Source organism: Mesorhizobium carmichaelinearum (genome assembly GCF_900199455.1).
Lineage (GTDB): Bacteria > Pseudomonadota > Alphaproteobacteria > Rhizobiales > Rhizobiaceae > Mesorhizobium > Mesorhizobium carmichaelinearum.
In genome coordinates, this window is the sequence record NZ_FZQR01000040.1 from 16451 (window position 1) to 40145 (window position 23695).

General features: G+C 56.8%; 16 protein-coding genes and 2 pseudogenes. 7 read left to right on the plus strand and 11 right to left on the minus strand.

From position 1 onward, the window contains the following. Nucleotides 1-5: 5 nt before the first annotated feature. The 3 genes from CKW40_RS37760 to CKW40_RS37770 are packed head-to-tail and all read right to left on the minus strand — an operon-like array spanning nucleotide 6 to nucleotide 8782. A complete protein-coding gene (locus CKW40_RS37760; protein WP_095204750.1) occupies nucleotides 6-4448 on the minus strand; it encodes a DEAD/DEAH box helicase family protein in 4443 nt (1480 codons plus the stop codon). Continuing rightward, nucleotides 4445-7129, minus strand: a complete 2685-nt coding sequence (locus CKW40_RS37765; RefSeq protein WP_095204751.1) for a hypothetical protein — start codon at nucleotides 7127-7129, stop codon at nucleotides 4445-4447. Before CKW40_RS37765 ends, CKW40_RS37760 begins: the two co-directional genes overlap by 4 nt. A gap of 9 nt (nucleotides 7130-7138) precedes the next feature. Then, entirely contained in the window at nucleotides 7139-8782 is a 1644-nt protein-coding gene (locus CKW40_RS37770; RefSeq protein WP_095204752.1) for an Eco57I restriction-modification methylase domain-containing protein, read from the minus strand. Nucleotides 8783-9466: 684 nt separating this feature from the next. Between CKW40_RS37770 and CKW40_RS37775 the strand changes: the two genes are divergently transcribed. Together CKW40_RS37775 and CKW40_RS37780 are read left to right on the plus strand one after the other, a co-directional pair. Further along, nucleotides 9467-9934 (plus strand): hypothetical protein, encoded by a 468-nt coding sequence (locus CKW40_RS37775; RefSeq protein WP_143748459.1) that lies wholly within the window; start codon nucleotides 9467-9469, stop codon nucleotides 9932-9934. A gap of 136 nt (nucleotides 9935-10070) precedes the next feature. Further along, complete coding sequence (locus CKW40_RS37780) at nucleotides 10071-10442, plus strand: hypothetical protein (protein ID WP_095204754.1); 372 nt, start codon at nucleotides 10071-10073, stop codon at nucleotides 10440-10442. Nucleotides 10443-10932: 490 nt separating this feature from the next. On the opposite strand, the gene CKW40_RS37785 is transcribed toward CKW40_RS37780, so the two are convergent. Further along, a complete protein-coding gene (locus CKW40_RS37785; protein WP_095204755.1) occupies nucleotides 10933-12807 on the minus strand; it encodes a DUF7380 domain-containing protein in 1875 nt (624 codons plus the stop codon). A 106-nt stretch (nucleotides 12808-12913) separates the two neighbouring features. Here CKW40_RS37785 and CKW40_RS37790 point away from each other — a divergent pair, with 106 nt between their 5' ends. Next, the gene (locus CKW40_RS37790) at nucleotides 12914-13276 is read left to right on the plus strand and encodes a recombinase family protein (protein ID WP_095204756.1); all 363 of its coding nucleotides are present in this window, start codon (nucleotides 12914-12916) and stop codon (nucleotides 13274-13276) included. 240 nt (nucleotides 13277-13516) lie between these two features. Here the strand turns inward: CKW40_RS37790 and CKW40_RS37795 are convergent, their stop codons facing one another. The 4 genes and pseudogenes from CKW40_RS37795 to CKW40_RS37805 form a co-directional block, all read right to left on the minus strand. Then, nucleotides 13517-14263 carry a DUF8608 domain-containing protein gene (locus CKW40_RS37795; RefSeq protein ID WP_095204757.1) on the minus strand — a complete coding sequence of 249 codons (747 nt, stop codon included), beginning with the start codon at nucleotides 14261-14263 and terminating at the stop codon, nucleotides 13517-13519. Beyond that, a complete protein-coding gene (locus CKW40_RS37800; protein ID WP_179298262.1) occupies nucleotides 14254-14748 on the minus strand; it encodes a hypothetical protein in 495 nt (164 codons plus the stop codon). Before CKW40_RS37800 ends, CKW40_RS37795 begins: the two co-directional genes overlap by 10 nt. A 3-nt stretch (nucleotides 14749-14751) precedes the next feature. Further along, entirely contained in the window at nucleotides 14752-14898 is a 147-nt protein-coding gene (locus CKW40_RS44165) for a hypothetical protein (protein ID WP_179298263.1), read from the minus strand. A 451-nt stretch (nucleotides 14899-15349) separates the two neighbouring features. Further along, a pseudogene (locus CKW40_RS37805) lies at nucleotides 15350-15526 on the minus strand (cell division protein FtsZ); the annotation flags it as partial. Nucleotides 15527-15635: 109 nt separating this feature from the next. On the opposite strand from CKW40_RS37805, the gene CKW40_RS37810 reads away from it, so the two are divergent. Together CKW40_RS37810 and CKW40_RS37815 are read left to right on the plus strand one after the other, a co-directional pair. Further along, nucleotides 15636-16685: an RES family NAD+ phosphorylase gene (locus tag CKW40_RS37810; RefSeq protein ID WP_179298264.1), complete on the plus strand. Its 1050-nt coding sequence runs from the start codon at nucleotides 15636-15638 to the stop codon at nucleotides 16683-16685. Nucleotides 16686-16740: 55 nt separating this feature from the next. Next, nucleotides 16741-18114, plus strand: coding sequence for an anti-phage deoxyguanosine triphosphatase (locus CKW40_RS37815; protein ID WP_095204760.1), 1374 nt, complete (start codon nucleotides 16741-16743; stop codon nucleotides 18112-18114). 95 nt (nucleotides 18115-18209) lie between these two features. On the opposite strand, the gene CKW40_RS37820 is transcribed toward CKW40_RS37815, so the two are convergent. From CKW40_RS37820 to CKW40_RS37830, 3 genes and pseudogenes are all read right to left on the minus strand, one after another. After that, on the minus strand, nucleotides 18210-18659 hold the full coding sequence (locus CKW40_RS37820) for a DUF6338 family protein (RefSeq protein WP_143748461.1): 450 nt from the start codon (nucleotides 18657-18659) through the stop codon (nucleotides 18210-18212). Nucleotides 18660-19122: 463 nt separating this feature from the next. Further along, nucleotides 19123-19497: pseudogene (locus tag CKW40_RS37825) on the minus strand (IS110 family transposase); the annotation flags it as partial. A 323-nt stretch (nucleotides 19498-19820) separates the two neighbouring features. After that, complete coding sequence (locus tag CKW40_RS37830; protein ID WP_095204762.1) at nucleotides 19821-21224, minus strand: hypothetical protein; 1404 nt, start codon at nucleotides 21222-21224, stop codon at nucleotides 19821-19823. A gap of 273 nt (nucleotides 21225-21497) precedes the next feature. Between CKW40_RS37830 and CKW40_RS37835 the strand changes: the two genes are divergently transcribed. Both CKW40_RS37835 and CKW40_RS37840 read left to right on the plus strand, forming a co-directional pair. Then, nucleotides 21498-22868 (plus strand): hypothetical protein, encoded by a 1371-nt coding sequence (locus tag CKW40_RS37835; RefSeq protein ID WP_095204763.1) that lies wholly within the window; start codon nucleotides 21498-21500, stop codon nucleotides 22866-22868. 7 nt (nucleotides 22869-22875) lie between these two features. Next, complete coding sequence (locus CKW40_RS37840; protein ID WP_244571457.1) at nucleotides 22876-23562, plus strand: tyrosine-type recombinase/integrase; 687 nt, start codon at nucleotides 22876-22878, stop codon at nucleotides 23560-23562. Nucleotides 23563-23695 lie beyond the last annotated feature (133 nt).

Sequence of the window (23695 nt, forward strand, 5' to 3'; positions counted from 1 at the left end):
AGCGCCTATTCCCCGGTTTCTCCGGCCGTCCAGCTGTTGTTTCCCCGCATGAGCGCGGACATCACACGGCCAAGATCGCTTAGACGGATGCGGTCTGACCCCGTTCCAAAGCCACCTTCAATCAGGCCAGCCTCGCTGACATCCCGTAGGCTCGTCATGGGCCGCGACAATGGCGCGCCAGGCTGCCTGAAGAACATGCCAAGTGTCTCGGTCTTCCAGTTGGACCGTTCCATTGCCGTCGTGGCCTGATCAAACAGATCGTGGATACGCTTCTTGTAAAAGTCTTTATTTACGGGAGATGTCGCGTGATAGAGGCCAATACCGTCGACGACGAAGTCGCGGAGCTCGTCCAGCAGGTTGATATGATCCGTGCGGGATCGTTCGCCGATTTCTCCCACGTTATCCGGCTCAGCGAGCACCGCCTTGTCGGCAGCCGAACCCGCACGGTTCATGTTTCGGATGTAGTCCACGCCGCACAGCTTGAGCTGTAAGAACGATGCGAGCGTTCGCGTGATCGCATTCTCGGCCCAACGCTCAACCGGTGCTGCGTCGATCATGCGCTCGAGGAAGCGGTGGAAGATGTCGTGTATTTCGACAATGTACCGGTCGCGACGCTGCTGCGGCGTTGGTATCAGGATGCTCGTGCCGACATGCGCGCGTCCGACACGCGACGAGGCCTGGATATATTCAGCGATGTCCGGCGGCTGCCCGGCAAAAAACATCATATTGAATTCGTCAACGTCGACGCCGTGCGAGATTGCTGAGGTTGCAATCACACCTCGGAGAGAGTTCTGGAGCGCGCTGAAACTGAAAGGCGTTCCGACGGGCGGCTTATAGGCCGCTTCCGTCACGATTGAACCGATCAGACCCGCATCGATTGCACCAGTAATCAAAGCGGTGCGGACACCGGGGATATCATCGATACCGGACAGCCGGTGGTCCCGTCGAATTACATCCTGGAGCGCTGCCTTGACGTTGTCGCCGCCTTTCTTGTTCGTGACATAAAGCAACGCGATGCGGTTAAGGTCCACGACATATGCGATGTGAGCATTTTCAATGCCCCTATCGAGCAGACAGTCGCGATGGCCTTGCCAAAAAATGTCTGAGGGAAGGGCTTCCGCAAGCTCGCGACGCATAGACCAACGTACCTGGTCATCACCTTCGATGAATGACTTCAGAAGCTGGGTGATCGTCAGATGAAATGCGGACAGAACCGCAACTGTTGCGGCGGTGTGTGTCCGCCCGTTTGTCATTAGCGAGACGTAGCGCCGTCTTGTCGGTGTTCGGTGCTCGACATTGCTGCTGCCATCGCGTGCAGGATCGCCACTTTGCGGTCGCTGCAGCCTTGCATAGAAGCTTTCGTAAAGGTCTGGTCCCGGCTGGGGGAACAGACGAACTTGCCGCTGATAAATTTGATCGATCTGGCGCGCCGGTTCCGAGACTGTGGCTGAGGCCGCGATGATCCTGGGTGGACGGGCTGCGCCGTGTTCGGTGATAACCTGATCGCCGAGGAGTGGCGCCAACATCCGAAGAGCGTGATGGAAGGTTGTCTCAAAGAGACCCGAGAATGTGCCGAGGGACTCGTCCAGCAGATGGGCCTCGTCCTGGACTTCCAAAAGTGGGTAAGGGTCGAAAAGGAGCTTCTTGCCGTTCGAATAGAACGGAAAGACCGCCTCGCAGCCATAGAGCTCAGGTCCTTTTCGAAATTGTTCGCGGGTGTAGGGAGAAACGAACCGGCCTGACTCAACATGGTGCCACGCAGGATAGCCAAACATTCCAAGAACCCGGACAAGCGTACGGGCGCTTTGTCCGATCAATGCGAGCTTATCGACTGTCCCGAGCAGAATGGCAGGCGCATGTGCGTAAATGTCGGAATCCATAATGTGGATTGGCAAGGGGGACGGCTTGCCGTCGTTTGGATTTCGGCGGTTCCACCCGCAGTCCTTGTTGAAGCAACAATGAGCCAGCCGCTCCTCCTGCGGCGGGCCCTCGTGAAAGCGTCGAAGACCTACCGATGAGGAACGCTTGCCTTCCGCATCGACGAGACTGCCGGTGCAATATGGGCAGGTCGCGAGCCGACGCCATTTCTTTAGATAGACGGCATAGTCGCCGTGACGCGCCGCCAACTCATCCCAATCTTTGGTCAGCAGCGGTATTTCAGATACGCCACGGTCATTTCGATTATTAGGCGTGTTGCCGCCCCCGACCCAGAAGCCGATCTCGAAACCTTTGCCCTTGAAATCAAAGCCTTTTTTCGTCCAGGCCCACTTCACCTGATAGGCCGCCGCCAAGACCTGCGCAAGGCGCTGCGCCTGTTGGCTCGTCAATAGACGCAGCGGATAGCGAACAAGCGCACTTATCCCGCGCGCCTTTCCCCGCAGCCTGTCAAACGCAAGGCAAAATACCAACAAGCCAAAAAAGCTTTCCGATTTTCCGCCGCCGGTCGAGAAATAGAGAAGCGTCGCCTCGCGGTCGTCGTCGGCGGTTTGCGCAGGCGAATTCTTCCATGCATCGACGCGCGAAACTACGGCAGGAACCTGGGAAAGGATGAATGCGACCTGGAATAAGCGCCATCCCGTGACACTCTTGTTCTTTCTTCCCCAGAATTCACCGAAGGTCTGGTTCGTAAATCGCCACGCAGTCAGCGGCAGTACCTCCGGATCGTCAAAAGCTTTGCCGTTGGATTGCGCCTGAAAAGCTCTCTCAAGGACGGCGAGCCCACGCGCGATAGCTTCCCTTTCTGCCTGCCAACGGCGCAAATCGACTTCCTCAAACTGCCGCCTCTCGCGGGCGTAGTCGTCGGCATCTGCGATGGGATCGAGGGACTGCTCGTAGGGTCGCGATGCCACAACGGACGCAAGCCAATCATCAAAAGCTTTCAGGAGGCTCCTGAGTACAGCAAGGCCTCCATCGTCCGAGCCGAGAGCGGCAAAGTCAGGCCCGGGTGTGATGTCGAATTGCCGGATAAGTGGTTGGCAATAAGTTGGCAGCGAGGTGGTCTCGAGGATACGCGCATCGATGAGTCCCCGCCGACGGACACCGCAATTGATCCCTAAGGCATCGTACGAGAGATACTGATTGTAACGGTACGACGGTGCAATCCGCTCCAGGTGGATAGGACGGTGCAAGTCAGGATCGAACTCGGCTGATATTTCGACCTGATACAATGTCGCATCGGACTCACGCGCGGCTGCCTGCTTTGCGTCGATAAGGTCGGATTCGTTTACGAGAATAATCCGGACGGTGCGCTCGTCCGGATGAAGCGGGTCTTCCAGATTTTCATATTCCAGCACGGGTAGAACAGTCGGCCTCGCAACTCGACGATTGGTCCGCAACGTGGCCAATGTTTGGTCCCAAGCAACAACCTCCGCCGGGACGACGGTGCGGCTGTGCATGCCTCTGCCGGCCGGGAACCCCCAAACCAACCCGCCGGTCTCGGCGTTGTCATCGGCTTCCCACGCATCAATCGCGCTCTCCACGCGTCGCTGCATTTGCGCGTTGAATTCCGCAAGGGATCGATCGGTTGCTTCGCGACTCAGTGAAAGATCGATACGGAACGAGCCTAGCTCGAGCGGAAGGCGCAGCCATTTTTGCGGAATATGCTCACGCTCAATTAGCGCATCCGGAGGTGCATCAGTTGCTCCGGGGCCAACCTTGAACTCAAACGCCTTTAGCGTGTCGCTGTCCGCCGTGGCCGGACCTCGCCCGTCAGCATTGACTGTGTCGATTGCTGCATCAGGCACCGCATCGCCTACATGCTCATCGGATGAATTGGTTTCGGCTGTCTCGGGATCGTCGTTGACAGAAGGATCGTCTGAGCCAGGGGCTTCGTCTTCTTCCGAGAGAATAGAAACGAGCGCGTCTTCGCGCGCCGGGGAACGCAAGATCGCAGGCGCAATCCCAAGTTCGAGCAGCGCAGCATTTTCCGCCTCCTCGGTAACGCGATTCTTGATGTCCAGCCATGCGGGGCTCTTGCGGCCCTCATCGCCGAGTATTGCTTTGTTGTCTTCTTCTGCCCGGCGGAGCGCTTCACGCCTGTGCCTGAGAATGATCGAGCGAGCATTCTTAGCTAACCGGAAAACCACGTTCGATGAAGCCAGGTCTTGCGTCGACGGTAGTATGCGGAGGTATATGCAAGCGCGCAGGCCAACTGTTATCGCCTTGTCCTTCCGATCCGCTATCTGAAACGTCAGCCCGGCTGTGCCGATGTGAGCCGGAGACGTAACGTCATCTTTTTCCTCGTAGGTTGCAGCAGTCTCTGAAGGACGCCGGCGCGGCAACAAATGCTGGGTATGAATGACTTTTGACGGTTTTTCGCGATAGATTATGTGGCCGCTAGGGCCTGCGCCTCGCAACCGATCATAGACCGTATGCAAAATCGCGGAGGCTACGGCCTCTTTTGTGGTGTGAGATATGTCGTTGTTGTTTGGGTAGAGGAGCTGTGTCATCGGGCTGCCGCCTCAAGACGGATGGCGTTGGCATTGGTAGCGGCCGGCGGCTCGAGGTGTTTTTCGATTACAGGATAGACGCTGGCCATTGCGTCACGACGTACAGCGCGTAATTTCTCGAATGATGCATTCGGCCCCCTCATCAAGCTGTCGGTGTCGAGAAGGAGCCTGTCAAAGAGCCCGCGATTGGTTTGTCCGTCGCGGCGAAGATCGCTGCGTACGATCCGGACAGCATCAGCGAGCGGCCGCGCCAAAATCCCGGCGCCCATGAGACGTAAGAATGCCTCAATATGGACCGGATCAATCGCAGCGTGTGGCGTGTCGACCTCAGACCGTTCAGCCGCTTGCAACCAGTATTCAACCGAGGCTTTGCTGATGCTGGGCAGGGCAGGGTTTTGAGCAAAGAGCATCCCATGAACCCGTTGTCCAAGCATCTTGGCCCCGTATTTCTTGGACAGGTCTTCAATGCCCTTTTTCACCGTCGCTTTGTATTGATCAACCAGCGCCTGTTCGAGCGTCCGGCCTTTCTCGTTCTTTTCGCGCAGCGCCGCCTCGATCTCTTCCCGGATTATGTCTGACATCACAAACACGGCGTCACCATTATCAATGGCGCGGGCCTCGCGAGGGGCCAATTGATGAGTAACCGGATCAAGGACGTAAAACTGTGATCGTGGGCCGGCGGCGATCTTGCCATAGCCGTCTAGGAGCAGGTAGCCTTGGCCGACGAAGGGCAGGGCTGCGCGGGAGCGGTCTGCATCCAAACCAAGGGCGGCTGATAGCCTGCCCATATCCTTAGCGACCCAAGGCAGCGCTTTCAGCAACAGCTCTGTTCGCTCGCTGTAAGCTGCGTACTCGGGACCCTCAGGGACTGCGCTGAGCGTACGTTTCAGGGTGAGCGCATCGTGCCCGGCAACAATAAGCCGGAATTCTGCTGGACAGAAGCTGTCGCCCACGTACGCGCGCGCGCCCAAAATGGCCGAAGCGGCCCAGATTACTGCAGTGGGCGACCTGCGTCCAAGTTCAGCAGGATAGTTTCCGGGCGTCGTCACGCGCAGTTCGGGAACCCCCGTCACAAACGCTCCTGGCTCTGTGAGAAAATCCAACAGGAGATCACTGGCTAGTTGTGCGTCCTCGGGATGGCGCAGCACAATTAGCACATCATTGTTCTTATCGATTTCAGTCAAAACGCGCTTGAGATAGCGCATGAGCGGTGTGTCGACGCGAAGTGTCGCCGCTAGCGCCAATGCCTCGGCGAGATCAGACTGGATGGCGTCACGCCGCGGCCCGGCGTGCCCTTCGCCAATCAGCGCCAAGGCTTTGTTGTGGTGAGGATCAAAGGAATGACGTTCGCGCTTTATGCGATGGTAGGCGTCGCGCGTATCTGTGTAGGGGGCCAGAATGGCATCCGTGCCGGAAGCTGTCAGGCCCATGCCCTTGAGCGCCGCAGCACCTTGATCAAGTACCGAAACAAGAGGATTACCTCCATCCAGCTCCCGTGCATGGTTCCACAGCCGGGTTGCAATGATGCATTCGTTGGAAGCGATTGTTTCGACAATCGGTTGCGTCGCGGCCGCCCGGGGTTGTGGCTCTTCAAAGCCCAGCCCACGCGTTGGCCAAATCAGGCGATGGTTTTCGCTTTTGACACCCAGGCTGCCTGATTCCGGACGTCCCTTAAGTGAGTGGCGTATGAATGAAAACCGCAATGGACAGTCGGTCACGATCAGAGCATGGCGGGGAGGTGAGTGCAGTTCCTGTTCAAGTTCCGCGATCAGCAATCGGATCAAGGAACTTGCATCACGGCTTCGAAGAGCATGGGTCGACATGTCGATGATCGCCAAATCGATCCGGCCAGGTATCTGCCGCAATGCACGTTTTCGATCGGCGTCCGGAAAATGGGACGGCAGCATGAACGCGAACGCAGGACCGCGCTCTGCCGACGCCAGTACGTCCAAATGCTTGCGGATTGAGCCGAGCCGGTCTGCCGGATAGTGCCGCTTAAAGCCCTTCAGTGTCTTTTCGTCGAAATCTCTCCAGTAAACCCCATCATTCAGTGCAACAGTGTGAGGAACAATCGAGATCAGTGGAACGGATTGAATGCCGCTTTCCCGCGTATCTCCCAGAAACATATAGAAATGTGCGTCGGGGCTGATCGTGCCCGAGACCTTGCCTGCGCTCGCCCCGCTTCGAAAAAGACCTCGTGCACGCAGTTTCGAGGTTTGCGCCTCGATGCCGGCAACCGCCTGAAGTGCTGGGCGCCCCATGTTCAAGAAAAGGGTCCGCAATGGCGGAGCATCCCTCCCTCGGCCAACTTCACGCAGCATCCACGGCAATATCGCCCGTGGGGGAATATGCGGCCAAAAAAGCGCGGTATGAAGTCTCTGGTCGCTCGAGACGACAGTGTCGAGAAGTTCTGAATATTCGACCAAACTCCGCGAAGGGTTGGACGTAATGACGCTTAGGTCACTGTCCTCCAGGCGCTCGATCCCATCTCCTATATTCACAGCTTCGAGCTCGGTAGCGACCGGAGACGGCACCGCCTGAGTGTTTTGAGATTTCCGCTCCTTCATTTGAACGAGAAGCTGCCTGGCGCGCTCTTGCTTTGATGCGGCAGCCTCGGCAATTCGTTCATTCCAGGGCGTCTGGCGCTCAGCAATTCTATCGTTCCAAGGTGTCTGGCGCATGGGCAATCTCTATCGCCCTGTCAGCTTCGAGGAGATGCCAGCCCAGTCGCGGGCAACGTAGCCCGCTAGCAGCCCGGCCTCGCACTGGTAAAGCTCGGCCACCAGGTCCAAAGTGCGTGCCCAGTTCTTAGCCCGATGAGCGTGGCTGAATCTCTTCTTCCAGCCTGGCTCAATTTCTTCCCAGCGTGGGATATGCACCGCCGAGAGTTGGCTCTTTTGAAAACGGTGGAAGCCGGTGGCAGCTCCGGCGGACAGCGCCTTCACAAACAACCCGAGTACCCCGGCTGAAAGAAGAACGTGAAGGTCTTCTAGAGGCCAGCTGGCGCTCTTAATTTGATAAACGCCACTGCCCGCGCAATAGCCGACCGTGTCGATCCCGATGACCGGCGAGGCGGAGACGTCGACGACCAGCAGCTTGGGCGACGCATGCCAATCGGGATGAAGGCTATCAATCGACCGCCACCACGTTTTCGATGTACTAGCCTTGGCCCGCGATTTCAGCGGTTTCTTATGTTTCCGGAGATAGGCCGCCATTCGGGGGTAATCGGCAAGCTTGACCACCTTCCCGTTGGCATCGAACACATTGACGATGCTCGTACCACTCCAGTGGACTGTTCCATCCTGGATGGAGCGCGCGTTTACAAACGGCAGCGTCCGGCTACGCTCGACGGGTAACTTCTCGGTCGGGCCGAGGAAGACTTCGTTGCATCCTGTGGCCGAGCCTACGCGAATGACGCATCCTGCATCTTCAATTCTCGGAAATGTTCCGCGTGCGAATTCCAGCGTTTTCTCAGCAGCGGCGTCGCGACTGAGAAGGAGCGGCGACGACGAAGGCGCGAACGTCCGGACGGCCGAGCTACCCGACCGAATGATCGTATCAGTTCCGGCCATCGACAATATCTTTGTCGAGCCGGATGTGCCGTTCTCGAAGACGAAAAAGTGGGGATAGGCGTCAGCGGGAGTCTCGAAGCTATCGACGTCACTGAAGTCTACAATCGCCTTTAGATGTCCCTGGGAGGTGAAAGCTTCCCTGATGGAACCTCCATAGACATTTCTCGTCCAGGTGCCGGGGCAGAGAAAGGCAAGCTGGCCGCCTGGCTCGAGCAATTCAAGCGAGCGCTCAATGAACGCGATATACAGGTCTGCCCGCTGCTTGAACGAGGAAAACCGCTCTCGATATGAGGTGCGCAGCGGTGCAGGGATTGCATCCCACCTGATATATGGAGGGTTGCCGACAATATGAGTGAAGCGCACACGCGGCCGGGCTTCCAAGAAATCTTCGTTCTTTATCCAGGCGCGGGCGATGTCGCGCGCGATCGATTGAGCAACGCCAAGCTCACTCAGTTCTTCGGCACACCGGTCGCGCAACGTAGCCGCAACATCGGGGTCGATCTCGTACGCGCGGATAACGGGGCGAAGCTGGTCGTAGGATTTCCCTTGCTTGCAGCAGGCTTCGACCAGACCACGCAGCAGGGGAAGAATGAAGGCGCCTTGCCCGGCAGCTGGCTCGAGCAGGCGTAATGCGAGAGGATCTTCCGGAAAGCTGACATGGCGTAGGCATAGAGTCGCCACCTTGTCCCGAGTGAAAAATTGGCAGAGGCCCGCCTGCCACGGCCGGTCGGTCGCGACATCGCTGTCGACTCTTCCCACCATTGATATGCCCCTAACCCTAGACCGGCTGCCTCGATTTTGTGCGTATTACTCGCCAATAGGGCGTGTCGATGCAATCGAAATCCTTGCGACGATAGGCGTCATCCGCGAAAGGCAGAGGTTTCAGCCAGTCCCGGAGCGACAAACGCTCACCACACGGGTTTCGCCTCGGCATTTAACTAGTTTCGGCTAAGTTTGACTTAAGATCGACTGCAATAAATGGGTCATGGTTTGGGTTCCTGAAGAGGATGCGGAAACAAAAGACTAGCACTTTCGCGTGGGATGTCCCACTCACTGGTCAGGGGCCATCCTGCTTCGTAGAGCTCCGCAGGACCGAGCCGCGGTTCGGACTGCTTGGTGCAGAAAAGACGCCGGCAAATATATGAGATTTTGACCCAAAGCCTGGATTTGCACTTTGAGGCAGCGCCCTTAGAATGAGCCACCATTTGCGGTGCTATGCTGGTTTCCGTAGCAGTCGTCTTCGCTGCGGCCCTTTCGGCGCGGGGTGAGTATGAGATCGGTCGCCGCGGATAATCGCCATAATCATTTGAACCTCTCAACCGCTATGGTATTTTCGTAGGTTCGAGCGGGACTTTTGGGGGAGTGATGGGGAGCTTATCTATCACGGTCCATTGGGAGCGACTTGTCCTCCCATCCATTAGGGGATTCATCGAACACGAGGATTTGTTGCACGCGGTGGCTGCCGGAGATGATGCCGGGCTCACACGAGATGTTAGCTACGAGACGCTGCGCGTCGGAATGGTCGGTGCCATCTTCCTGTATCACTTTGCCGAGGTCGCGCTAGAACGTGGTGCCTTGGCGGCCGTAACCAGCAGGGCTGGTGCTCGCCAGCTGATATCGAACGCGGCAGTCGCGGCCAACGGCGATCCGAGACCCGACGATCATAAGGTCCTGGGAGAAGTCGCTGACGCGATAAAGCATGCTGAACTAAATTCGCCTTCGATCCTTCATGTCCCCAAAAAAGGTCGCGCGATTGAGATTTCTCAAAGTGCGCCTTCCATTTTCTCTGAAGGGCAGCCGGCAGGGATCCCGCAGGTTGTCATTACCACGCGCACCGGTACGCGCTCGCTGCGCGCGCTGTTCGAGAATGTCGGGCGCGGTTGGAACGCAATTCTAGGATTGCCCCCAGGATAACTTTAGGACCACATGCGTCCCTGAATAACAAAGGTAACTAACGAAGTAGTGTACCATCGAGGTAAATGTTCTTCGATATTTTGCTCCAGCCCGGATTCATACGAACGCCGCTACCGATCCATCGATCGAGCTTGCAATGCGCGAAAGGCTTGCGTTGCTCGGTCAGATCGAGTTTCACGTCGCAGAAATGGTAAACCCGAAGCCAGCATCCACTTGGAGAAGCGTGAGCATTTCCGACAGGATAGCGGCGCTGCATTTCCTCAGCAGTTTGATCGAACAGGCCGAAGCATCCATGCGATACGCTTGGTTATCGCGTGGTCAGTATACGGAAATGCGCGGTAGGTGGGCGCAGGAAGGAAACGAACAGCTCACCGTCGACCGCAACAACGCACTGAAGCGCTTTGTACTCCGGTCGCTCATGGAGGAACTGCATTCCGAGGGAAAGCCCGCACTGATTGCGATCGACCAAGATCGTCCGCGCTCCGGCATCGAGGATCGATGCAAGTGAGAGCGCGCCTTGGTTGATCGGTGGTGGGGTGCTGAGCGCGCCATCGCAAGAAATGCCAGGACTCCAACTTGCAGATGCACTTGCCTTCGGCCTTGGACGTCAGTTTCGTCGCCATGCGGAATATGATTGCGGTCAACCTTCGGACCTCGACGTAGCGGCTATTGCGCCGCTCGCTGCCCTGAACGGGCGTTCGCGGTCGCTATACGAGGAAGCGCACAATAGCGCGCAAAGCCGTAATTCGAATTGAGCGGCATGTTCACAGATCCAACGTCCAGCGGCACCCACACAAAGCCGACGCAAGCCATCAAAAATGTGGGGCAATGCGTGGGTTGACCTTCGTTAATTATTTCAGCTTGTTGGCCGAGCAACTGGCGGAGAGAGCAGCCGCCAGTCGCAATTCGATTGCTATAGATTTCAACAGCTTAGCTATTCAGAGCGAGCAAATACCAGAGCAAAAACCAGAGCAAAGGCGCGCAGTGAGGAACCGTTATTATCGACCACGACGCATCATTTCGGCCGCAACATCGTCCCAGAAACTCAAGGTTGGCAAAATGGCGATGTGCAGGACCAACCATGTTGAATAGGTTACGTCCGGGCTCCAGAACTGGCCATCGGTCATTTTCCCGTGCGCAAGTTCATGGCGTATCGCAGGTCCGCCACGAAAATTGAACAAAAGGTCTATCTCCTCAACCAGGGCGGCAGGCATGAGCTGCAAAAGGGGCTCCCGGAAATCCCCTAGCAGACGGCTAAGCATGGCCTCTTCCTGTGTGCCATCCTGATTGATGCGATTGGTTTCTACACCTGACGAACTGAGGATGTAGCGAAGTGAGTTCTCCAGTTGCGGCAGGATTAGATGCGCGGCTTCGAGTTCGTCGCCGCCGACGAACTTGGCAGCACCGATTGCAAAGGTATACTCGTGGCGAGGTGGGACGAAGGGACTTGCCCGCATCAGCGGCAACAGCGTGTCCACAGAAACGGAATGCTCCTCCCAAAGGACCCGCCGGATAGGATGAATTCTTCCCGCAACAACAAGGCTACGGCGAATTCGGTCATGCTGATTGATCATGAACCGGACCTGATTTTCGTCTGGCGGACCGTTGAGATCGAGACCGGGTGCAATGAAGCGAGTTCGGCCTTGGCTGTCGCTCACGGTCGTTGAGAATATAGCGGCTAGGCCTCCATGGCTTGCTTTCAGAACTTGGTCGCGCAGCTTGTCAGGATCGGGTGAGTCCTCGCACATAAGCAGCTTACGAATGGCTTGCGCGAGCGGCTTGCCGCGAACGTCAGCTTCGGCCGCTTCCACAAGTTCTGTAATGTTGGTTTGATGTGAGAAGCTGGACATTTCGTCCATTATGCGAGGCTGGATCGCACTCAATCGGTCTTGCAAAGCCCGCCGTCGATCGACAGTCCCTGGGATGGGTCTTAATGCTTGAATCGCATCGTTGAGGAAATGCACTTGCACGGCGGCCGAATCTTGTCGCGCATCAGCATCCGCAGCGTATGTCTCCGCTGCTTCGACCAAACATCGATTGCTGTTTTCGGCATCTTTGGCGCTTAGGTAGGCGCGAGCCGCAAGTTCCCATAGAGATCGGCGGGCCGGGTGATTACCACCAAGCTTGGCGCTTGCCGCGAGAATTTCAGCGGCCTGTGCTGTCTGGACCAATTCCCAAACGTGATTGCTTAGGTTGATAGGACCAATGTGAATGAAGCCCCATCCGTCATCGGCATCTAGAGCAAGTTGCGACACGTCAGCAATGATCTTTCGCAACGGGTCGAATTCACTTCGCTTCCATCCCATTGATCGTGCAATGATTGTTGCCCGCGTCAAATACTCAGCGGCCGGCACGCTAGCGGGGTTGCTTTCATCGAAGTCGAATTTGGCTTCGCCTTTCAGCACCAACGTGACGCATTCGTCATATGATGCGACGGCTCGCAGACCCGAGACCGCGTCCTTCTTGTTCAGCAACCAGCAGACATCAGCGACTCTTGCTCGAAAGGCGGGGTGACCGATTTCGGGCACCAACTCTGCCAGTATCGTGATCTGATCGGATAGGAGGTCGGCCGGGATTGGCGACCTGCGTCCGTGCATGATTGCCAAAGGACGAAAGGGCTCAATTCGATCGTCTGGCACGAAATGGTAAGTTGAAATTTGCCCAAGCACCTCTAACGCCGACAAGCTGTCAGCATCCCCGGCTGCCTTGGCGGCGGCAATCGCTTCACGAATGCGACCGTAGATGTCCATACTGTCAACCACTGCCGTTGCAGCGATCGCGCTTTTTACGGCCTCGCGCTGAAATGCATCTAGCGGGATCGCAAAAGTAACGCCGGGAATTTCTCTTTTCTCTGCGCGTTCCAAATCAGTCATTTGGTATAGACCTTCTTAAGCCAGCGTCACCAACCGTACTAGCACACCTGTTGTGCGGCAGTTTATCTTTGAGCCGTCGAAATTTCCGTAGGTCGATTGGGAAAGCTTGAAAGGGCTGATCGCCAGCCGCAAGGTTAAGGTCGTCGCGCTGGACCTTCCGACTTCATGGATGATGGCCAAGGCCGATCAGGACGATTTCACCACGCGCCTGTTCGATGCGATGAACGCCATGATCCTAGACGTTCTCGCCGCTGCCGGTAGGAAGGACTACATCGACCGTCGCCGCCGACAGGCGCAAGGCATAGCCAGGGCACATACCGAAGGCCGCTACAGGGGCCGACAGGAAGACGAACGGCGCAACGCTGGGATCATGAAGATGCTAGGCAATGTGTCCAGCATCGTCGCCGCTACAGGAGCCTCTAGGAGCACGTTGGCGAGACTGGCGAAGCGATTGCAGCCTGCCGGCTAGGAGCACCCATGCGCGCCATCCTAGCCCTGTTAGAACTGTGCCTCTGGGGTACAGTCCTTCTGGTCGTATTTCACATGGGCTGAAAGCCAGCGCATGCTATGTCGCCGGCCGGGACTGGCGAGGCGCGTGGTTCGAACCGAGACGAAAAGGCGAACTCGCAAGCCTCGTGACGGATGCGCCCCTAGGCGGGCTCAAAGCCCTCATGGAGATCGTCTGCGGCCACTAAATTGAAGTCTGCACTCAACTTGGGCGCTTTGCCGTATTGATCTTATCCACCAAGCTACGAACTGATTTCTGGTGCCCAACATAGAGGTCTTCAAGAAGGACCTCCAAAATATCATAAGCGTTAAATACATCATTAACAGTAATATTCTCAGGATGACTTCCGAAATTACCTATCCATCGTAGAGCATCGACGCGATCGGCGCTATCCTTGTCAATTGCCTTGAATGAAGCGATACGAGTTCCCAGGGGAACGAATTTTCCTTTCGTATCCGTTGGGGCTATTCCAGAATTTGTCAATATTTCTTCTGCGGATTGTCTCACGTGATTCGAAGCGGCCCCCGGATCACAGAAAAAGACGTTAAACGACTTCTCTATACTCCTCTTGACACTCTTCGGGCATTTAGCAGGCACAGAGAAAATCCTCATGGCCTTAGAAAAGTACCTCACGTAGAATTCTTCTCTGTAATCCATGTTGAGATCGCCGTTCTCATCTTGATATTGATCCGGCGCGTAACCTCCACTGCCGCAACACGCCACCTTGTCCTTGCAGTTGACGCACTCCAATATAGCCGAAAAGGCCAAGTCGATTAGTACTTCGTCAAAGCCCTCTTCGCCGTGCCTCGCTCGCGATTCAGCCGTTTCCTCATAGTGTAGGGTCTCGCGTTTCAGGCGCATTTTTCCGTCGCGGCATGACGGGCAAGGCCATGCCGGTGCATGGTGCTTAGAGAGCGGTCTCTTCCAAAGGGAGCGGTCTATGGGCATTCGGCTTGCGGCTCGGAAGAGGCATCTTCGACCGCAGGCCCGGCGGTTTTGATTGCTAATTGAGCGTGGGAAATTGGCTTACTATGCCGTCGCCTAAACGCGGCTAGGCTGTCGAACGTCTGCGTTGACGTAAGCAATCGTTCAAAGGAAGCGGCATAGGTCGAATTCTCAATGATCGCAATTGAGTTCACCAAATTGTCAGTGACCATGGCCTTGGTAAGTTTCGGAAATAGGCTCTTGTTGTGGGCGTAGCAGCACACTTCAAGAAAGTTGGCGAACTCGACAAAGGTACTCTGTCGTTCACTTTCGGTGGCACTGGATAGAAGCTTTGCTTCCATACCACGCATGTCCGCAAGATAGCGGAACAGCCACTCCAAATCCTTGGATTTGGCCGACGACCGAACGTTGAGCGCATTGAAAATCAACGCGCCCGCCGAAATCAACAGGGCTACCGTGGGAACAACCTCTGTCCACCAAGTAGGCACTAGCTACTTCTTCGGCTGTTGGCTTGTGGCGGTAGACGCCGGCTGTTGCTGCAAGGCTGTTTGCAGGTTCGCGCTGCTCAGGCCCTTTTCTTCGATATGGACCGGTTTCTGGCTGATTGGATGGACCGGCTGGGTTTTACCAGTTGACATGGGAGTGCTCTCCGTCGCGACGATTCGCGAATGAGCAATGTACTTCCTACCTGACCGCTAGGCTACTGGTTGGGACCCTCCAAGCCGTCAGCGGCATACGACCCGTCAACTCGATACGTGCAGTTTCAGCCCGGCTTTCGAGCACGCAAACCGCGCTACCTGTGTCGCCGAAGAGCCATCCACAAGGTAACTCCATTTGTAATCAGCGCTGCGCGTTGACATGGCTTCCCAAGCCTCACCACCGGCAAGGGGTAAATAGCGTGCCCTTGTTGCAATCGTACTTGGCATTGGTGAACCACATGCCGCTGGCATCGCTGTAACGCGAGTGCAATACGTTCACGACGCCCTTGCCCTCGTATGTGATTTTCTGAACCGTGTAGGTGGCCTGCGGTTCACTAGGCCGATCGATCTTAGAAGGCTCCTTGAGGAGTCCACCATCGAATGCCGTTTCTGGTGCGGCAACAGAAGCCGTCTTGTCGAGCGCGACCACCGACACGCGGAGCCATCCATTGAGAGTCTCGTCGAAGGTCGCGCCGAGGATGATGTTGGCCTCGGGATCCACTTCTTCCCGGATGCGGCTCGCCGTCTCGTCGATCTCGTACAGGGTCATGTCGCGCCCTCCGGTCAGACGCCGAGAGCAGAGGAGCGCTTGCTCTTTGACGGGAAGGCGGGAGATTGACACTTCGGTAGCTCACCAATGCTATGAGACACGAAATATTTTTGGATGGTCGGCAGGCGTGATTAGAAAAGTGACATCCGACGGAAATGATGCCGTAAATCTTCCTGCGGACGCAATAGGAGCTTTTGTTCCCCTGACGGACTATGACATCGGGATGTTTAACGACTTTGTAACCGAAGAGGTGGACTCGTACTTTTCGTCCAGCATCGCTTGTTGCGACAGCTGCTACGACGATTTCAAAGCCCATTGGCCGGGAGTGGTCTTGAGAGATCTCGAGTTCCAAACGATGTCCAGCGATGTCGACACGTTCCTCAGCACATCAAGGATGCGGGAAGTCTTCTCGCCGGCGGAGTTTTCGTCTCTGTCGCATTTCATCGAATGTCCACGCTGTCATGAGTCGATCAAATGGAACATGTGGATTTTCGAGCACCGGTTCAGCGACGTACCTCACATCGAGGTAGCAATCGAGCAGCTGACCACCCTAGGCAATCTGACGCCGTTCCTCACGCTTGAGCACCCATTCTCGAGGAAGGTGCTGGAACAGGTCCGCTCCCATGCGTCGAGCACAATACCTGTCCGTTTGCCAGGCAGCCTTTTTCGCGCACGGACCCGGGAAAGCCTTGTCGTGCGAGGGCAACGCGAAGACGAACTCATGTCCTTCGGTCCCGCCCCCGCCGAAATCGTAGGAGAGGGCCGATTCAACCACGCGGGCACGCCGATGCTGTACCTTGGTGACAAAGCCCGCACGGCTGCTATGGAAATCGGAGTTAAGGATACAGAGATCTGTGTAGCGGAGATTTGCCTGAATCTACCGGATATGAAAGTCCTCGACCTAGTCGATCTGGATGAAGATTGGACATCCTTCGAAACTCTCGCGGCGATAGCTGCATCGGCTTTGCTGTCAGCCCCGCGCACAGGCACTGGCTGGCTGAAGAAGCAGTACGTCTTCTCGCGATTTGTTGCCGACTGTGCTCGATCTGCTGGTTTCGCTGCGATCAAATATGGCTCTACTAAAGACCCGAATGGAGCCAACTATGTACTTCTGGAGCCGCTCGAGGACTTCGCGTCACTGGCGAAACTGAAGGGTCTTCAGTGGTTGACGCTGTAGGTATCGTCGGTGGGATGGCGGCGCAATCCCTAGACCGGCGTCAATAGGAGGTACCATGGGCTGGGAATCACGTCGGAGCAAGTGGAAGAAGAACGACAACGATGCGCGGTCCGACGCCGACATCGACTACGGCCGTATCGTACACTCGGCTTCCTTCCGGCGACTGCAGGGTAAGACCCAAATCTTGAACCTTGGCGACAGCGACTTCTATCGCACGCGCCTCACTCACTCACTCGAGGTGGCCCAGATCGCCGGCAGCGTGGCGCGGCAGCTCACCAAGGACAACGAAGGACACTCCGCTGTACCATACCTCCCCGACCTGGCCCTCATTCAGGCCATCGGATCGACCCACGATCTGGGCCACCCGCCTTTCGGGCACGGCGGAGAGGTTGCGCTGAACTACTGCATGGCGGAAGATGGTGGGTTCGAGGGCAACGGCCAAACGCTGCGGATCCTGACAAGGCTCGAGAAATTCTCTAAGGGAGACGGCTCAGACCTCACCCGCCGCACACTGCTTGGCACACTCAAATATCCGGTAGCGTATTCTCGGTTGGCGAACCCTGACCGCAAGCCGAGGCTGATCGAGAGTCCATCCGTCCTGAAGCTTATCGATCGCAACTGGTCCAAGCCACCCAAGTGTCACATGGATAGCGAGAAAACAGCCGTCGAGTGGATCTTGGAGATTATGGCGCCAACAGACCGGGACCTTTTTATGTCGTGCGAGGACGCGGCACCGATCAAGGGGGCCGAAGGGAAGGAGCCCGAACCGCAGCATGGGATCGCGCTGCACAAATCGTTTGACTGCAGTATCATGGATCTTTCCGATGACATCGCCTTCGGCGTTCATGATCTCGAGGATTCACTGGCCTTGTCGCTCATCGCAGTCGATGAGTTCGAGAGCTACTTGTCGCCCGAAGCCTGCCGCCACCACCTCGATTGGGTAAACTCGAGGAGGCGGGAGGGCTCCGACAACAACGTGTACGCAACGATGGTCAAGATGCTGTTTGGCGGGGGCGCAGACCGGAAGCACGCAATCAGCCGTCTAGTCGGGTACTTCGTCGAGCACTGTACAATCGAGGAGCTGACTGAATTTCAGGAGCCGCTCATCCGATTCCGCGCCAGCATGAGACCGGAGGCTCGCGCTCTTCTCAAGGCACTTAAGAAGCTCGTCTATGAGATCGTTATCCTCAGCCCGGAAGTACAGCACCTGGAATTCAAGGGACAGCAGATGGTGGTCGCCGTGTTCGAGGCGCTGCGCTCCGAACCGAAGGCATTCCTCCCGCGCCAGACCTTTGAACTCTATAATGCCGAAGGCGGAGGGGTCCGGGTGATCTGCGACCACGTGGCTGGCATGACCGATGGCTTTCTCTTAAAAACATACGAGCGTATGTTCAGCCCGAGGATGGGGTCGGTGTTCGATAGGCTGTGAGCCGGACAGGAGGAAGCGACAAGTAGCTGACGGTCACCGCAACGAGTTCGTTTTGGGCCAACCAAACGCCGCCGCAAGGCTTGGTCCTGGCGCGATCATTCCCGTCTCCGCGGATAACCGGCGAATGTCGTGTTGTCATTGAGGACGACGAACACCCACGAGCCGCACATCGTGGAGAACTGATAGTCCCAGGCAGTGGGAATCACGTGGATGGGGGAAAGCCCGAACCATCCGTAGATTTTTCGGAGCCAGCCGGCCTTCGACGTGATGCCGCTCGCGAAACCTATGATGGCAGGCGCGGCGAGTAGGACGAAGCCCCACGCGAGCGCCCGGATTTTTAGGTCGGTATTGGAATTCATCACGAGATAGATCACCCAGCCGGACAGGGGGAAGTTCAAGGCGCTTAAGGTTAAGAGGCGAACGAAATAGTCAGGCCCGTCCAGCCTCTGATCTGTAATGAAGTGCGCCCGAAACGACGTGATGATGTAGCCGGGCACCACGAAGACGAACGCGACATACGCGTCAAGCGAGAGAAAATTTCCCATCCAACCCATGCCCCGAGCGAATCGCACCATTCTATGTGGCTCGGAATTGGCGCCTAGGTCAGCTCAACCAATGTGTCAAAGATCAGCAATGTTACACATGGACTGTTCGAGGGAGGATGTCAGCTTTCTGAATGTGCGAACTGGGGAGTTCGGCTGGCACCCTTTCTCGTCCATCCTCCCGAAAGAGACTGTCCGTTTTCGGCACGTCCCCGACCATTAATACACATCGCGCCTCTCCATGTTCGCCTTTTGTGCTTAAAAAGTCGCATAAATGGCAGTGTGGAATTGCCGGAAATCAGTCAACCGCAATAGTGAAATGTCGCGCGGCAGCGTGAGCCGAGGTGTCGCCTTGCAAAGCAATTCCAAAGAGGCGCGGCTTTTGATGCTTTACATTGCTAATCGCCGTATGGGCGGCAAGGGTTGGCAGCTTCACACTTATCCTTCTATGGGTGAGTTTCGCAAAGAGCGTGCGGATCAGCATGCTGTCGAAACCTTTGACCCGAACCTCTCGGTAGAAGCCGACCTCGGCTAGATGTGCCAAGCCATCAGCATCGTTCGCATCGGTCTTGTTCGCGGCCATGTCGAGCGCGGCCTTGGCATGCCGCGCGTCGATGCAGATCACGGGCAGGCCCTCCGCCGTCAGCGCATGGTAGAACCACACCGACAGCGGCCCAGTCTCGAACACGACCCGCCGGACATGCGGTGCGCGCTTGTGGATCACTGCGGCCAGCAGTTGCGGGTCGGACGCGCACTTGCCCCGCCAAATCCTCTTGCCGTCCTGCCGGATCGATATTGCCGTCTCTTTCATGGATACGTCGAGACCGATATACTGCTGCATGGCTGTCCTCCGTTCGATGCCTGGGCCCGGTGTCGATCGTGAGCCCGTTCTTCATCCTGTCGGGGGACAGCCAGCCGGCTACATGTTCGAACATCGCCGCCACATCTTAGGTGCCACCGCTCCCGCGATTACGTCATGTTCGTGCATGAGGCGAGAAGCGGACGCGACCGCTCCGCTACTTCGCCAATGACCCAAAGTAGCTTCATTCTGTCGAAGGCTCGAGAGCGTAGGTCGAGTGTATCGGCCACCCGGCGTTGGCGCCGTGTCGCAGATTGGACGGCGCCGTCTCGACCCTGGGCGCACGGGCACCCCTACCCCTTTTATCACCTAATGGCAGCGTTGAGCGCATTCCAATCGACGTTCTCTAGTTCCTTGCGTTGAGTCGCCTGATCCTTGACGTTCGTGAACAAGGGCGTTGCTGTCCACGATGAGGGGACACACACGGTTGGCACGTCGACGACGTCGAACGGCTTCTCCCCATCTTTCGCTGATTGGCATAGATGTTCCAGCCCTGTCTGGATTTGTAGCGAGTAGTCGAGACCGATCGCGTGGACCAATGTCCTGTTCGTATTGTCGTTGAAAAATCGCGTAAGGGAATCGAAGACCTCACCGGGCGCGATATCTCTGAAATAGGTCCTCAGCCGCTCGCCATAGGCGGTCCTATTCTTCGGATCGGGGTCGACAGCTTTGCTTGGTACATTTCCGAGAAGGAGGCTGCGTGGGAACTGAGCACTCCCATGGCAGCTCAAGCAGGAAGAATTCAGGTTGTCGAGCGGCCCGTTCAGGCGCCCCTGCCACCCCATGACCGAACGGTTTGGCCAACCGTAGGTAACGCCCTTCAGATCAGTGTTTATCACGCTCTGCGTGACGGGCTGATCGACCTCGGCGTGTGCATCGTTGCCCCACATCAGTCCAACGGGCGCGAGCTTACGCCAGGGGTCCGTTGATACCACATCCTTGCTGTAGACGAATGTTGCAAACACCCATCCGCTGGTACCCGCCCGCGGATCTCGAACAGCAATATCAAGCTGGACGAGATGAACTTCCTGATGCACGCGGGTCGCTTTGTGCGCGACCACCCGATCAATATCAGCGTCCCAGGTTGGTGCACCTTTTAAGTACGGCACCTTGTCGTCGGACACGCTGCTGAACAAAAGCTTGAATGAGACGGTGCCGACCGGAAATAAGATGTCGGTTAGATCCGGTTGGCATGGTTCCCTGAACACTTTTGCAAACGTTGTCGCGCCGATCTCATTGTAAAATCCTACTGCCCACGTCTGATCACCCCCGTCGACCCCTTCTTTGAGCTGATCTTTGAGGGTAGGCCGCTCGGCCGTGAGCCCATGCAGAAATTCTCGCCCCGTAGCTGTCCGGTCCATCCAGAGGCCGTGGTACCAATTGCGCTTGTTGTTGTCTTGAACATGGAACGCCCTAGAAACCCCCGCCTCTGTGCCGTCCTCGTTGCCGTCGAAAGCGTAATCTAGAACCGCATTCATGTAGGCGCGCCAGTCGGTCCGGAAATCAATCTTTGACACGAAATCCGGCACCGCTTCGCTTGTGGTGCTGGGATAATCGAAGCGCCCCTTGAAACCTTGGTCCTCTGTGTATCCCGGCGGGACTCCGAAGGATGGGTTATATGAAGTGGTGACGCATCGCGGGTCGGCGCCAAGCGCCGCTGTGCAACCCAACGTCAAACAAAGCATAAGAACAGTGATGCGTACGAACATTCATCCCTCCCGAAATTATTGATCACGGTGTGAAAAAACGTGGAAGACGAAGACGTATCTGTATTCGAGCGGTTTCCACCGTATTTCAATCGCTCCAGTTTGAAAAGTTGTAAGATGCCAAATATACCCGTCTGCAGGCCGGGTTTCGCAAATTTCGTTGACATTGGCCGTCGCTGATAATTTTCACTGCCAAGCTTCAAGAGCCTTGTCTGCTTTGGCGCAAAAGAATTCACTAAAGCCCAGATCCGCGACGGAGTGATTAGGGAGGAATAGTTGGACTCTGGAATTCGCCTCGAACATTTCGGCCTTCTAGAAAAATATGGCGGCACGCCGTGGGCGCAAACAGCCGATCAGATTGCTGCTCGCGATCGTCTGCGTGAGCCCTATCAGGCGACAAAAGCATGGGCGGAGGCACTCCAAGCCAAGCTCTTTCCCGACGGCCGGGCTGACGGCCGAATGGCCGTGATCAATCAGGGGCAACACTTCTCACGCTACACTTGGTGGCGCATCTACCCCCGAAAATCCTCGCCTCATGAACTCGCGTACACAGTCGGAATTGATCGCTCCGGCGACTTCATCGTCAAGTTGGACACCTACCAGCCCGCGGCGCCGGTTCACGCCGCCTATGTTGCAGAGCGCGGCCCCACGATCGCAGGCTCGCCTTTCGCGGCAGTGATGTCTGCGGAGCAAGGGGTTAAGTTGTCGTTCGAGGCGCTCATCGATTGGTCGGTTGCCGCGATCGCCAACTTCAATCCAGGCTACGATGAGCTGGCAAAGCGGGTCGGGCTCGCGCAAACGACGCTGCGTCTTGTGATCGACCCCCATGAAACCCGACGCCAACTCGACCACTGGCGTGCTGCAGTGCTCGAGGGGTCAATCGCTCGTAGAGGCATTAAATGGGTGCCGGATGGCCCGTTTGTCTTTCGTGTGATCGAGTTGCCCGATGGTCGAATTCGGACGGAACTCGGTCATGATCCGTCGGGAAAGAGTTGGACCGTCGAGATCAACGAACCTCGACAGGCCGGAAACCCGAATTCGCTTTCTGCGGTGGCCGTTGATGCACACGGTCGCTACTATCTTCTAAGGCAAGGGCAACTTCAGAAGAACGGCGAGACTGAGGAGGGAATCTCATCTTCCGCGTTCGCATTAAGGACGGGGCTGACGCCGCTTGATGTTGAAGTATCGCCAACAGGGATCGAGCGGGATTGGTTCTTGGTCGCGGCACTCGACGAGAAATCAGATCTTATTCGATCGATGACATCGCGGTTCGTGCGAGCCTGCGCACTGGCGAGGTCTACGAGCTCTCCCGCACCGACAGCCGTAGACGTCGGTTACCGGCTCGGCGCCGACGAGAAGGGCGGAACCTATGTGATCGGAGCGACCGGCCCCCAAGAGGAAAAGATCGTCTCCCGAAAGCAGGGACTTGTATGGCTCGCGTTGCAGGAACGGTTGCTAGAACGGGATATCAAGATCGAAAAGCCAGGCCATTCGCTTGGTTACGAGGTCGACGCAACCGTCAAGCGGGCAGGGAAACGCCCGTTGCTGATTGAGATCAAAACGGGAGCGACTGCTGCCGACATTCACACAGCTGCCCGATCCATTTGCGGTCCAGGTTCCAGGCTTCTTCGATTATCTCCGCGATGAACGAGGGTTGCGGCCAGGCTCCATCGCGCATTACCGGCATTACCTGCGCGTCTTTGAGCGGCATCTCGGCGATATAGGATGCGATCCGATGTCGCTTACATTACCGGTGGTGACGGCCTTCATCACGACACAGGCCGCGCATTTCGGCCGCACCGCGATGGTCAGTCTCGCCAGCATCCTACGGGTCTTCCTGCGATACCTGCATCGGGAATACGTCCTTCAGCGCGACATCAGCAAGCTGGTCGAGATACCTCAACGTTATCGGCTGGCCGATATCCCACGATCGATTAGTTGGGGTTCGGTCCAGGATATGCTCGATCAGGTGGACCGACGCACGGTGGTTGGCCGGCGCGACTACGCCATGCTGCTGCTAATGGCCGTTTATGGGCTGCGCTCCCGTGAAGTCGCGCTGCTAACGCTTGACGATGTCGACTGGAAGCGCGATCGGCTGCATGTGCGCGGGCGTAAGGCCGAGCACAGCACCACCTATCCGTTGGCCCCCGTCGTCGGTGAGGCGATCGTGGATTACCTCAAGAACGGTCGGCCTGACGTTCAAAGCCGATTGCTTTTTTGGCGGCACTTGGCGCCACAATCGCCACTAACACACTCTGCGGTATCGGCCACTGCCAGCAAGTATCTTCATCGCGCGGGGATTCCGGTTAGCCGTCCGGTGTCAAACGGCTTCCAAAACTGACCCCGGATTGGAGTGAACCCCACCGGCTGGACCAGGCGGGCGTGAAAAACTGATACGCTCGATGGGCCTTGAACGGAGAAGGCTCATGAAGTCCCGAGGTCCATACCGTCGTCACTCGACGCAATTCAAGCTA

Coding starts and splice junctions, on each gene's coding strand:
- CKW40_RS37770 (WP_095204752.1), bottom strand. CDS start 8,782: ATGGTGGGAAGAGTCGACAGCGATGTCGCGACCGACCGGCCGTGGCAG.
- CKW40_RS37765 (WP_095204751.1), bottom strand. CDS start 7,129: ATGCGCCAGACACCTTGGAACGATAGAATTGCTGAGCGCCAGACGCCC.
- CKW40_RS37815 (WP_095204760.1), top strand. CDS start 16,741: ATGGGCTGGGAATCACGTCGGAGCAAGTGGAAGAAGAACGACAACGAT.
- CKW40_RS37785 (WP_095204755.1), bottom strand. CDS start 12,807: ATGACTGATTTGGAACGCGCAGAGAAAAGAGAAATTCCCGGCGTTACT.
- CKW40_RS37795 (WP_095204757.1), bottom strand. CDS start 14,263: ATGCCCATAGACCGCTCCCTTTGGAAGAGACCGCTCTCTAAGCACCAT.
- CKW40_RS37830 (WP_095204762.1), bottom strand. CDS start 21,224: ATGTTCGTACGCATCACTGTTCTTATGCTTTGTTTGACGTTGGGTTGC.
- CKW40_RS37820 (WP_143748461.1), bottom strand. CDS start 18,659: ATGGGAAATTTTCTCTCGCTTGACGCGTATGTCGCGTTCGTCTTCGTG.
- CKW40_RS44165 (WP_179298263.1), bottom strand. CDS start 14,898: ATGTCAACTGGTAAAACCCAGCCGGTCCATCCAATCAGCCAGAAACCG.
- CKW40_RS37780 (WP_095204754.1), top strand. CDS start 10,071: ATGCGCGAAAGGCTTGCGTTGCTCGGTCAGATCGAGTTTCACGTCGCA.
- CKW40_RS37760 (WP_095204750.1), bottom strand. CDS start 4,448: ATGACACAGCTCCTCTACCCAAACAACAACGACATATCTCACACCACA.